This is a genomic window from Niallia sp. FSL W8-0951 (genome assembly GCF_038006525.1).
GTDB lineage: Bacteria > Bacillota > Bacilli > Bacillales > Cytobacillaceae > Niallia > Niallia circulans.
Genome location: NZ_JBBOVK010000001.1, coordinates 2,685,519 through 2,697,625 on the forward strand (window position 1 = coordinate 2,685,519; position 12,107 = coordinate 2,697,625).

The following is a 12,107-nucleotide window of genomic DNA, read 5'->3' on the forward strand; positions in this document are numbered from 1 at the left end:
CCATACTTCCTCAACAAATTAACAAAAATTCCTATAAATTAATAACACAAATAGATTGACAATTTTCTAATTTAGGAATATCTTTTATATAAAAGTTGCATTAACGAAACTTTTTAAACCAAAGCAAAATCAGGTGAGAAAAATGGACAGAAATCGATCTTTAGAAAAAATTCATTCTAAATCAGCAAAAAGTGTGTTTAGCAAGGAAGTTAAAGGTTGGAAAAAAATCCTTCCGTTTCTAGGACCAGCATTCATTGCGGCAATTGCCTACATTGATCCAGGAAACTTCGCAACGAATATTGCTGCTGGATCAAAATATGGATACTTATTATTATGGGTTATTCTTTTTTCTAATATTATGGCGTTAATTATTCAATCCTTATCAGCAAAATTAGGTATCGCTACCGGTAAAAATTTAGCAGAGATAGCACGAGAGGAATTTCCCAAGCCTGTATCTATCGGCTTGTGGATACAAGGTGAGCTTGTCATTATGGCAACAGATTTAGCAGAGTTTATTGGTGCAGCACTTGGTATTTATCTTCTCTTTGGTATTCCTTTACTGGAAGCTAGTCTGATTGCTGCTGTAGGATCTTTTGCTATTCTTGAATTACAAAGACGGGGATACCGTTCTCTAGAAGCAGGAATTACTGCGATGCTATTTATTGTTGTCCTTTCTTTTATTGTACAAATGTTCTTTGCGAAGCCAGATGTTCCATCTTTATTACATGGGTTATTCACTCCACAATTTGATGGAGTAGATAGCGTAATTTTAGCTGCTGGGATCCTTGGGGCTACAGTAATGCCACATGCGATTTACTTACATTCTGCATTAACACAGAATAGAATTGTTGGGGAAACGGATAAAGAGAAAAAGCAAATCTTCCGCTTTGAATTTATCGATATCCTTATTGCCATGTTGATTGCAGGATTTATTAATGGGGCAATGCTTATCGTCTCTAGTGCATTATTCCATAAAAATGGATTATTTGTAGAAGATTTAGATGTAGCTTTTAACTATTTTGGACAGTTAGTAAATCCCGTTTCAGCAACTTTATTTGGACTTGGTTTATTAATTGCTGGATTATCCAGTTCATCTGTAGGAACGATGTCTGGAGATGTTATTATGCAAGGATTTATTCATTTTCGCATTCCTTTATATGTAAGAAGATTTATTACAATGGTGCCTCCTATTGCTGTCATTGCATTAGGTATTAATCCAACAACTGCACTAGTAATAAGTCAAGTAATTTTATCATTTGGAATTGGTTTTGCTCTTATTCCATTAATAATGTTTACTAGTTCAAAACGTATCATGGGAAACCTAGTCAATACAAAATGGATTACGATTATTTCATGGGTTATGGCTATTTTAATTGTTGGATTGAATATTTTTATTCTCGTACAAACATTTCAGTAAAACAGGAATCTTATAAAGGCGAATCTAAATCTTTTTCGTATAAAAGAAGCAGAATAACAACACTAAAAAATCCTAAAACATTTTTTGTTTGTCCCAGCTTCTTAGAAATGAACCAAAGAAACAACAGGCGATCCTAAAAGTCGCCTGTTGTTTCATATAGAATTATTTCTTTTTAATCGATCCACATGCGATTCTTTCGCCTGAATCCCCTGCAGGTTGAGTCATTCCGTCATCTTGTTGTTCGGTAATAACGATTGAAGTCCCTTTTTTGCTGAATAATGATTTTTTTCCATCTCTAAGGGTTACTTGTGGTGCCATTAGCTCAGCTTTTACGGTTCCATCTTCCTTTACCAAGATATTAGGTAAATCACCTGCATGTGCACCTTCTGGGTGAAGTAAACCATGTTCTTTATTATCTGGATTAAAGTGATTGCCTGCCGATTGAAAATCTGGAGCATCACATTTATTTGTTTCATGTATATGAATACCATGGATTCCTGGAGTTAGACCTTTTAAATTTAAAGATAATTTTACTCCGTCAGCCTGCTCCTGCAATTTAATTGTTCCTAAAGAGTCTCCCACATCATTAAACATTTCTACCTCTGCTTTTGTCACTTCCCCCTCCGCACAGCCGGTTAGGAAAATGGTTATCAGCACTAATAAACTCAGTTTTCTCATCTTTTTTCCTCCATGGACGGTTTGGTATTAATATTTGAAAAAAGACTCCTTATTATGCAGTTATTCTCGTTTATCAAACTATAGCCTTTGTGATACTATTAAAGGAAAGAAAATCTGGAGGGATTAGATTGTCAGAACTAGCTATCGGTTCCATCGTCACCGCTTTTTATAAAACTGGAAAATACATCGGGGAAATTACAGAGATTCGTCCTCAAAGTTATTTAGTACGGGTTCTTGCGGTCTTAAAGCATCCGATGCAAGGGGATTTGCATCAGCCAAAAGAGGCCATAGTTGATATTTTCCATGAAAGAAAAGCCCTTTCTTACCGAGAACAGATGAATGCTCCAAAGAAAATGGTCAAGCTATATAAGGAAGACTCCATTCCTTCTTATAATGATTCCCTACAAACAGCTATCGAAAAAATGCGTAAAGAGCTTCAAGAAGATGATTCTGCTTTCGCTATTCAAAGTTTAAAAAACCTGGAAATACTTAATGCAGAATACTATAAAATCGTTTAGAAGAAAATAACAAAAAAGACGAGGAATGTATTCTTCGTCTTTTTTATGCAAACTTATTAAATAATTTAGACATATCAATTAAGTCTCCAATGGTTGGTTGATTAGATTTCCCCAAGTACTTCTTATCTTGCTCAACAAGTTTAAAAATATGATAAGTGGTTAAGGCATCATCTAAAGCACGATGATGTTTCCCAGTTCCCTCTCTGCCATATTCCCTAACTGCTTTCCATAAGCCTGTTTGGTTTTTATCACCAAAAAACCGCTTATATTCCATCGATAAATCAACTTCTTTACAAGATAGAATAAAGGGAAGTTGTGCTTTATGACAATTATCCTTTAGCACTTTCATATCCATGTTTCCCCATGTAACAATTATATTTTGATATCCGTTACAAATTGCCTCAAGCTTTTTCATTAGATCGTATAAAGATATCCCGTTATTTACTTGTTCTTGTGAAATATGTAGAAAAGATTTGCATCTCCTTGAAAGGGTTGAAAACTTACGGGGTACTACATATGAAGAAAACTGTTCCCTTATGGTATCACCAATAACGGCTACAATACCAACTTCAATAATTTCTGGATAAAACCCCTTAAACTTACTACTTTTCTCTGGCATGGTGAATTCAAAGTCAATAAATAAATACTGTTGCTTTTCCATTCTTTCACCTTCTTTTTTATCGATATTTCACATGAATCATCCTGTCTAAACCGTTCTTTCTTCTATTCATCTCGATAAACTAGCTGTCTTTTATTTATCTATATTATAACAGAATATCACTTAACCTTTTTAATTTTCTGTATTTTTATCTTTATTTTTTTTATTAACTTATCAGATCCATTTATTGGTTCTATGCAGAAATGCAACGTAAAAAAACACAGGATAGCTCTCCTGTTTAAATATAGTTTGGGAATACGAAAGACTGCTTCCATTTGGATATTTATGAAATAAACAAGTTTTCCCCTTACACATATTTTTCCTTCTACTGCAGAACATAAAAAAAAGAACAACCCTTAATAAACGGCTGTCCCTTTTCGCTGCATTATTCTTCTGCGATTATCCTGATATATTCTCTTGGTTGAAAAGGAATCATCGTTTCATCCAAAAAAGGAGAGTTTGCCTCTTCTATGAAAAGAAGTTCCTCCAGTGAATAAAACTCTCTTTTTTGGAAGTTGTCCAATAAAATTCCAACAAAAAGACATAGAGAAAATAGACAAATGGAAATATTTACTTTTATTTTTAATTGCAAAGTATACCACCTCACCATTAGTTTGAGCAAAAAGATGGATGTTTTACACAAAAAACAAAAAATTTTTTTCCTGTTTTAGACCATGTTTCTACCTATTTAATAGAAAGGTTTAGTCTTAACTTAATTTCTAGTTTCCTATATGCAGAGCGTTTTTTTTTGCGTTATACTTTAACATGTTCAATCATTTCAAGCGTCTTTTAGCAAAGTTTAAGGAGGGGTTAATTTGTCTATTCTTCACTGGGCTGTACTTGCACCATTTTTATACACCCTATTAATACCGATCACATTTATATTTAGGAAAAAAATACATACGGGATGGTTTGTTCTTCTACTTCCCTTGCTGTTGTTTATTTATTTTTGCCGAAACATTGGGACAACCTCAAATTTACATACGAAAGTAGAATCAATCCCCTGGATCCCATCACTAGGAATCGATTTCGCCGTAAAATTAGACGGTCTTGGCATGCTATTTGCCTTATTAATAACTGGAATCGGTTCTCTTGTTATTCTCTATTCCATTTATTATTTGGATAAAAACAAAGAGAAGGTCAATCATTTCTATGTATATCTTCTGTTATTCATGGGAGCAATGCTCGGGGTCGTCTTATCTGATAATCTCATTGTTCTTTATATGTTCTGGGAAATTACAAGTATTTCTTCGTTCCTTTTAATAGGTTTTTGGAATAATCGAAGTAATTCGCGATATGGCGCAATCAAATCAATGGTTGTTACCGTATTTGGTGGTCTTTCCTTATTAGCAGGGATTGTCCTACTTTACCTAATGACCGGTTCCTTTACTATTTCAGAAATAATTACTTCTGTTCAACAAGAATCTATTATGTCTCATCCGTTATTTATTTTAGGGATGATTTGCATCTTACTTGGAGCATTTACAAAATCGGCCCAATTTCCCTTCCATATTTGGCTGCCTGATGCAATGGAAGCTCCAACACCAGTCAGCAGTTATTTGCATTCCGCTACAATGGTTAAAGCTGGAATATATCTTGTTGCCCGTTTAAGTCCTGTCTTTGCAGTGTCTGGTTATTGGCTGTGGATTGTATCACTTGTCGGGATTGTTACACTGATATATGGATCTTTTATGGCGATAAAACAAGTAGACTTAAAAGGTCTTCTCGCATACTCAACCATTAGTCAGCTCGGAATGATTATGTCTTTACTAGGGATTGGAGCTGCTGGTGTCCACTATGACAATGAAAGTGTGTATTACATTGCTACAGCTGCTGCAGTCTTCCATCTTGTCAACCATGCAACCTTTAAAGGAAGTTTGTTTATGATGGTTGGAATTGTTGACCACGAAACTGGAACAAGAGATATTCGCCGTTTAGGCGGCCTGATGAAAATTATGCCTATCACATTTGCTATCGCATTAGTCGGCTCGATGTCTATGGCTGGAATCCCCCCATTTAATGGATTTCTAAGCAAAGAGATGTTCTTTGCAAGCATGTTAAATATTCTTGATTTCCAAATGTTTAACCTAGATACATGGGGAGTTTTATTACCTGTCATCGCCTGGGTCGGCAGCATCTTTACATTTGTCTATAGCATGATTCTTGCATTTAAAACTTTCACTGGAAAATATCAACCAGAAAAATTATCTACTAAACCACATGAAGCACCAATGGGTATGCTGATTTCACCCATTATCTTAGTATCACTTGTTGTCATATTTGGATTATTTCCTGGTCTTCTATCCAATACCATTCTTTCTCCTGCTATTACATCTATTTATGGCGGAGGCGTTTATGATCTGCATATCTATCACTGGCATGGATTTGAACCTGAGTTATTTATGACAATTGGGGTCATTGTATTGGGAATAATTCTCTATTTAACTGTGGGAAAATGGTCTGTTATCTATCAAGCCATTCCTGTTATTTGGAATCGAATATATGATTGGTTATTTGGCGAAACAGAAAATGGATTTAACAAGCTGACAAACAGATATATGACAGGTTCCTTGCGCACCTATCTCATTTATATCTTTTCTTTCTTTATCCTAATCCTCTCTTATACTTTATTTGCAAAGGATGGATTTACAATAGACACTTCCCGACTAGCACCAATTGGTGGATACGAAGTAGTACTGTCGCTTGTTCTGGTGATTTCCACCATAGCTATACTATTTGCTAAATCCCGTTTGACCTCTATTATTCTTTTAGGGGCAGTCGGATATACCGTTTCTTTATTTTACGTAGTATTTCGCGCACCTGACCTTGCTTTAACTCAATTAGTTATTGAAACAGTTTCCGTTGCTTTATTCTTATTGTGTTTTTACCATTTACCTAGAAATGCTAGAAAAAAGGAAAGTATTCCTTTCAAATTATCAAATGCAATTATTTCCGTACTAGTAGGACTCGTAGTGATGGTTATTGCGATTGCCTCCTATAGCACGAAACTGTTCGATTCCATTTCTCAATTTTATGTGGAGAATACTTATACGAAAGCAGCAGGAGAAAACATGGTAAATGTTATCTTAGTGGATTTCAGGGGATTTGATACACTCTTTGAAATTACAGTATTAGCAATTGCTGCTATTGGTATTTATTCGATGATAACTTTGAGAATGGGAGGAAAGAAAAATGAAAATAAATAATTTAGTTTTACAAACCATTACAAAAGTCATTGTCTTTTTGATACTTCTGTATGCAGTTGATCTCTTTTTTTCTGGTCACTATACACCAGGCGGAGGCTTTATCGGCGGATTAATGGCAAGTGGAGCAATAGTTCTATTGCTGATAGCTTATGATTTAAAATTAGTAAAAAAAATCTTTCCTGTTAATTTTATCTATGTTACTGCAATAGGCTTGCTGATAAGCACTTTAACAGGAATGATTGCCGTATTAGATGGGAAACCATTTTTAACGCATTTTTTTAATAAACATGCGCACTTACCTTTATTAGGAGAAACGTCCCTTCACACTGCTGCACTGTTTGATCTCGGGGTTTTCCTAGTAGTAGTGGGAGTTACAATGACCATTATTCAAACGATTGGAGAGGATGACTAATGGAATTCTTAATGGCATTCATTATCGGCATTTTATTTATGTGTGCGACGTATTTAATACTTTCTAAGAGTCTATTGCGCATTATTATTGGAACTGGCCTTCTTAGCCATGGGGTTCACTTATTAATATTAACGATGGGTGGTTTAAAGAAAGGTGCTGCTCCTCTCTTAGGTCAGCATGCTGACAGTTATTCTGACCCGTTACCCCAAGCATTAATATTAACTGCGATTGTTATTAGCTTTGGTGTCACTTCCTTCTTATTAGTACTTGCCTACAGAACTTATCAAGAATTAGGGACAGATAATCTGGAGAAATTGAGAGGGAAAAAGCATGAGTAATTTAATTCTATTTCCAATTTTAATTCCTTTACTCACAGGAATCATGTTGATTTTCTTTTATAAGAAGACCATCTTACAACGGATTATTTCCCTATTGAGCACTAGTGTTTCGATTATTATTGTGCTATTTATGATAGATAAAATCAAAAACGAGGGAATTCAAACAGTAAATTTGAGTAATTGGGATGCACCGTTTGGGATAACGATTGTATCAGATATGGTATCAGCACTTCTTGTGTTAACAACAAATATAATCGCCTTTTGTTGTATCCTCTACTCCTTTAAGGGAATCGATAGAGAAAGGGAAAATTACTTTTATTACGCTATGATTCAATTTCTCTTAGTTGGTGTTATTGGTGCGTTTTCAACTGGCGATATCTTTAACTTGTTTGTATTCTTTGAAGTAATGTTAATGGCTTCCTATGTACTACTTGTTCTTGGAAATACAAAAATTCAATTAAGAGAAACAGTAAAATATATTATTGTAAATGTTGTCGCTTCCGCACTCTTCGTTATTGCCGTTGCCTATATTTATTCTGTTGTTGGAACTTTAAATATGGCGTCTATTTCAGAACGAATCAGTGAAGTGGATGGATCAGGCATATTAACGGTCATAGCTGTCCTGTTCTTAATCGTTTTTGGATTAAAAGGGGCTCTCTTCCCGTTATTTTTCTGGCTTCCAGGATCTTATTATGCCGCTCCAATACCGATACTTGCATTATTTGGAGCGCTATTAACAAAAGTTGGAGTTTATTCGATTGCCCGGACGTACTCCCTCTTCTTCTATGAAGATTCTTATGTCTTTGCATTATTAGGTACCCTTTCTTTACTAACCATTATTTTAGGAGCAATTGGAGCAATTGCCTATAATGATGTCAAAAAAATTATTATCTATAATATCGTTACGGCAATTGGGGTTATCTTGTATGGATTCTCTATTTTTAATAGTACTTCCTTAAATGGATCGATTTTCTACCTTTTACATGACATGGTTATTAAAGGAGCACTGTTTCTATTAATCGGAATCATGATTTATATTACTGGAACTAGTAATTTAAAATATATGAGTGGCTTAATGAAAAAATATCCTCTACTTACTTGGACTTTCTTTCTTGCAGCACTTGGACTTGCAGGTATTCCGCCATTAAGTGGCTTTATTGGTAAATTACTAATTATCCAGGGAGCGTTTGAAGAAAGTAATTATATTGGAAGTTTTATTGTTGTGCTATCGAGTCTCCTCGTTCTACTATCTGTTATCAAGATATTTGTTAAAGCTTTTTGGGGAGAAGAATCAGATAATATTACTAGAAAGCCTATAAAAACACTTTTACTGCCCGGATGTTTACTAGTCCTTCTTTCTTGTCTAATCGGAATTGGTGCAGAGGTGATTTCACCATATATTTCTCTCGCTGTTGAAAGTTTATTGCAGCCGGAAAACTATATAAATGCCGTATTAAAGGAGTGATGACAATGGCATTTCAATTATTATTAAATTTTGTAATCAGTTTTATTTGGATGTTTCTGAAAGGCTCCTTCGCTCCAGATACGTTTCTAATCGGCTTTATTATCGGATTGATTCTCATTTTTATTACAAGAAGATTTTTCTCCGATAAGTTTTATTTATATCGAGTTGTTTCTATATTAAAGCTTTTAGGTATTTTTCTAAGAGAATTAGTACTTTCTAATATTGCCGTGTTAAAAATTATTCTTCAACCAAGGTTAAAAGTAACGCCGGGTATTTTTGCCCTCGAAACGGATTTAAGGAAAGACTGGGAAATAACGCTACTTTGTAACCTTATCACCCTGACACCTGGAACCCTTGTTGTAGATATTTCAGAAGATAATAAAATCCTATATATTCATGCAATCGATATTAGCGATAAAGAGGCCGCTATCAGCAGTATCAAAAATAGCTTTGAAAAAGCCATACAAGAGGTGAGTATTTGATGTTCCAGACGATTATGCATATATCTTTATTTATTGTTTCTACCTCGACGATTTTATTTATTTATCGAGTTGTAAAGGGACCTTCTACTCCCGATAGAGTAGTCGCTTTAGATGCCATCGGAATCAACCTTGTTGCGATTACTGCTATTTTATCAGTGGTGTTAAAAACATCAGCCTTTTTGGAAGTTATTCTTCTCATTGGTATTTTAGCCTTTATTGGTACGGTAGCTTTCTCGAAGTATCTGGAGAAAGGAGTAATAATCGAAAATGACCGCGACAATCATTAGCATTATCATAGCTATTCTTATTCTCTTAGGAGCCTTATTAAGTCTGGTTGCAAGCATTGGCGTATTACGATTACCTGATGTGTACACAAGAAGTCACGCAGCATCTAAATCTGCGACACTAGGGGTCATGTTTATCCTTCTTGGTGCTTGTCTCTACTTTTTCCAGTCGGAACGAATTTTCAATTCCCGTTTAATTCTTGCCATCGCCTTTATTTTCTTAACATCTCCAGTTGCGGGACAACTTATTATTCGCTCTGCTTATAACAGAAAAATACCAATGGCAGATGAAGCGATAAGAGATGATTTAAAAGAAGCGAGAAACGCTGCTGCGAAAAGCAAATAAGCCCATCATTTGCCTGCGGAACCAATGTTTTTAGCAGGATAAGCTATCGATCATAAGCAAATAATATTCCTGTCCTGTCATTGGACTAATACAGAACAGGAGTACAATAATATGAAAAATATACGTGAAGGATTAATCCCTACTGTTCTTGGAACAGCCGTTACAACTGCTGGCATTGCCATGAAAAAAAATCGTAAAATCGATTCCATGATTTCCAATACAGTCTTTGGATTTGGACTAGCACATGTGGTCTTAGGAACAATTGATCTAATCGAACACCGTAGTAAGTTTTAAGAAACAAATAAAACATCTTAAAGTTATGCATATTTTAAAGACTTGAAATCGAAGCAGGCTATTTTTTCCTGATGTGATTTCAAGTCTTTTCTTATTCATAAATTCCCTTTATAAGGAATAGAATAAAAGAAGCAAAATTATGCATGAAAGGAATGGCTACTATGTACCACGCTCGATATTATCATCGTAAAATCCCTACTTTAGCAGCATTCCACCCATATCTTCATTACCCTCTCTATTTTCGAGAACTCCCAGAAGCGAATCCTTCTAAACTCATCAATTCTGCTAAGGATACCCTATCTTTATTGCCTGATGTGGAGACCTGTTTAAAAAAATTTGCTAACTCTCCTGACTTTTCCAAGAATCTCATGAATGCCGCTCAATTATCTAAAACGGAAACAGTGGAGCAATTAATAAAATCAATTGGCGTAAAAGAATCCCCTACAATAGCTTATAATCCTGATGGGATCACATTAAATTTCGACCATAAAAATAAGCCACCCTATTGCTGCTTCTTATCTGTTCAATTGAGATGGCGTTAGCATTTTTTAGTTGTTCATAATAGATTATTTCAGGCTGTATAACGTACTGCCTGAAATAATCCGATAAAGAATAAGTGAACTTTATTTTTCTAAAACGCTTTTTGTTATGATTGATTATACCTGTTCAATCATTGCTATATAATTAATTGTACCTTTTACCAAAACAGCTATTCTTCTATCCAATTGATGGATTTTTTAGTAATAAGGATACGGTCCATATGGTCCAGGAGCAAACGGAGCTGGACCAAACGGAACAGGGCCATATGGGACAGGACCAAAAAACGGTCTTGGTCTCACTAAAGCCCCGCCTATTACTCCTCCTAATAAACCACCCACAAAGGGTGCTGCAAACCAGGCTCTTGAATCTTGCTGTGGATATTGATACTGATACTGATACTGATAAGGGTATCCATACATTCTTCAACATTACCTCCACTCTCATTTTAGACTTATTTCTCTTCTCTATTTTCTATGCGAATGTCCCCCTTTTGGACTGGGCTATCGCCTTATATCGCTAAATTTCTAGAAATAAATGCTTTTTTTGTTAATAAAAAAAGTGCAGGATAGGCATAGGTAATTCCATTAATTTATTCACGCTTAGGTCATTGCTTGTCTATACTATATGGAATAGATGTCGCAGGAGGAATGGTAAAGAAAATGAATTCACTTTTTGATTTCACGAATAAGACGGCAATTATCTCAGGGGGAAGTCGAGGGTTAGGAGAACAAATGGCCAAAACGCTAGGTGAAGCTGGGGCTAACATTGTCATTTGTTCCAGAAACTTAGAACAGTGTACAAAAACTGCTGCTAAATTACAAGATAAAGGAATAAAGGTATTAGCCCTTCCATGCGATGTATCCAAAAAAGAGGATATAGACCATGTTATTAGCCAAACAATCGCCAAATTCCAAACTATAGATATCTTAATTAATAACAGCGGTACTTCCTGGATGGCACCTTTTCTTGATTATCCCGAAGAGAAATGGGATAAAGTACTTGATGTTAATCTCAAAGGATCTTTTTTATTTTCACAGGCAGCTGCTAAAAAAATGGCAGAACAAAAAAAGGGCAAAATAATTAATGTTTCTTCTGTTACCGCATTTAACGGAACTCCGCCGCACTTATTAGATGCAATTGCTTATAACACGAGTAAAGGCGCACTCATTACATTAACCAAAGAATTAGCTATTAAGTTAGCCCGTTATAATATCCAAGTAAATGCGATTGCGCCAGGTTTTTTCCCGACAAGTATTACGACTAAATTAGAAGATAGTAAAAACCTAATTACTGCTGGAATTCCAGCAAGGCGCTTAGGGGAATTAAGTGATTTAGATGGAATTATTCTGCTCTTAGCTGGAGAATCTTCCAATTATATCACAGGACAAACAATTGCCATTGATGGTGGACTTTCCTCTAGTTTATAAAAAAGGGAGTCTAGAAATAAGCTTTAGGATGTTCACTAAAAA

15 protein-coding genes are annotated in these 12,107 nt (G+C 35.2%); 12 read left to right on the forward strand and 3 right to left on the reverse strand.

Annotated elements, in window-relative coordinates:
- Nucleotides 1-142 precede the first annotated feature (142 nt).
- Nucleotides 143-1,417, forward strand: coding sequence for an Nramp family divalent metal transporter (locus NSS71_RS13425; protein ID WP_144581254.1), 1,275 nt, complete (start codon nucleotides 143-145; stop codon nucleotides 1,415-1,417).
- A 162-nt stretch (nucleotides 1,418-1,579) separates the two neighbouring features.
- Here NSS71_RS13425 and NSS71_RS13430 read toward each other — a convergent pair whose 3' ends face one another.
- Nucleotides 1,580-2,095 carry a superoxide dismutase family protein gene (locus NSS71_RS13430; protein WP_341151756.1) on the reverse strand — a complete coding sequence of 172 codons (516 nt, stop codon included), beginning with the start codon at nucleotides 2,093-2,095 and terminating at the stop codon, nucleotides 1,580-1,582.
- 128 nt (nucleotides 2,096-2,223) lie between these two features.
- On the opposite strand from NSS71_RS13430, the gene NSS71_RS13435 reads away from it, so the two are divergent.
- Entirely contained in the window at nucleotides 2,224-2,613 is a 390-nt protein-coding gene (locus tag NSS71_RS13435) for a kinase-associated lipoprotein B (RefSeq protein ID WP_047942213.1), read from the forward strand.
- Nucleotides 2,614-2,656: 43 nt separating this feature from the next.
- Here the strand turns inward: NSS71_RS13435 and kapD are convergent, their stop codons facing one another.
- On the reverse strand, nucleotides 2,657-3,274 hold the full coding sequence (gene kapD / locus NSS71_RS13440) for a 3'-5' exonuclease KapD (protein WP_095259321.1): 618 nt from the start codon (nucleotides 3,272-3,274) through the stop codon (nucleotides 2,657-2,659).
- 812 nt (nucleotides 3,275-4,086) lie between these two features.
- Here kapD and NSS71_RS13445 point away from each other — a divergent pair.
- From NSS71_RS13445 to NSS71_RS13485, 9 genes are all read left to right on the forward strand, one after another.
- Entirely contained in the window at nucleotides 4,087-6,477 is a 2,391-nt protein-coding gene (locus tag NSS71_RS13445) for a Na+/H+ antiporter subunit A (RefSeq protein WP_341151757.1), read from the forward strand.
- Nucleotides 6,464-6,889, forward strand: coding sequence for a Na(+)/H(+) antiporter subunit B (locus NSS71_RS13450; protein ID WP_047942218.1), 426 nt, complete (start codon nucleotides 6,464-6,466; stop codon nucleotides 6,887-6,889). Before NSS71_RS13445 ends, NSS71_RS13450 begins: the two co-directional genes overlap by 14 nt.
- Nucleotides 6,889-7,227, forward strand: coding sequence for a Na(+)/H(+) antiporter subunit C (locus tag NSS71_RS13455; RefSeq protein ID WP_047942219.1), 339 nt, complete (start codon nucleotides 6,889-6,891; stop codon nucleotides 7,225-7,227). Before NSS71_RS13450 ends, NSS71_RS13455 begins: the two co-directional genes overlap by 1 nt.
- Entirely contained in the window at nucleotides 7,220-8,692 is a 1,473-nt protein-coding gene (locus tag NSS71_RS13460; RefSeq protein WP_047942221.1) for a Na+/H+ antiporter subunit D, read from the forward strand. The genes NSS71_RS13455 and NSS71_RS13460 overlap by 8 nt, the downstream gene beginning before the upstream one ends.
- Before the next feature lie 5 nt (nucleotides 8,693-8,697).
- A complete protein-coding gene (locus NSS71_RS13465; protein WP_047942222.1) occupies nucleotides 8,698-9,174 on the forward strand; it encodes a Na+/H+ antiporter subunit E in 477 nt (158 codons plus the stop codon).
- Nucleotides 9,174-9,461, forward strand: coding sequence for a Na(+)/H(+) antiporter subunit F1 (locus NSS71_RS13470; protein ID WP_047942223.1), 288 nt, complete (start codon nucleotides 9,174-9,176; stop codon nucleotides 9,459-9,461). Before NSS71_RS13465 ends, NSS71_RS13470 begins: the two co-directional genes overlap by 1 nt.
- Nucleotides 9,442-9,804 carry a monovalent cation/H(+) antiporter subunit G gene (mnhG, locus tag NSS71_RS13475; RefSeq protein WP_047942224.1) on the forward strand — a complete coding sequence of 121 codons (363 nt, stop codon included), beginning with the start codon at nucleotides 9,442-9,444 and terminating at the stop codon, nucleotides 9,802-9,804. The genes NSS71_RS13470 and mnhG overlap by 20 nt, the downstream gene beginning before the upstream one ends.
- A gap of 111 nt (nucleotides 9,805-9,915) precedes the next feature.
- A complete protein-coding gene (locus tag NSS71_RS13480) occupies nucleotides 9,916-10,098 on the forward strand; it encodes a hypothetical protein (protein ID WP_047942225.1) in 183 nt (60 codons plus the stop codon).
- A gap of 143 nt (nucleotides 10,099-10,241) precedes the next feature.
- Nucleotides 10,242-10,640 carry a hypothetical protein gene (locus NSS71_RS13485; RefSeq protein ID WP_144546589.1) on the forward strand — a complete coding sequence of 133 codons (399 nt, stop codon included), beginning with the start codon at nucleotides 10,242-10,244 and terminating at the stop codon, nucleotides 10,638-10,640.
- A 195-nt stretch (nucleotides 10,641-10,835) separates the two neighbouring features.
- Here NSS71_RS13485 and NSS71_RS13490 read toward each other — a convergent pair whose 3' ends face one another.
- Complete coding sequence (locus tag NSS71_RS13490; protein ID WP_047942226.1) at nucleotides 10,836-11,057, reverse strand: hypothetical protein; 222 nt, start codon at nucleotides 11,055-11,057, stop codon at nucleotides 10,836-10,838.
- A gap of 240 nt (nucleotides 11,058-11,297) precedes the next feature.
- Between NSS71_RS13490 and NSS71_RS13495 the strand changes: the two genes are divergently transcribed.
- A complete protein-coding gene (locus NSS71_RS13495; RefSeq protein ID WP_061799057.1) occupies nucleotides 11,298-12,065 on the forward strand; it encodes a glucose 1-dehydrogenase in 768 nt (255 codons plus the stop codon).
- The last annotated feature ends 42 nt before the right edge of the window (nucleotides 12,066-12,107 follow it).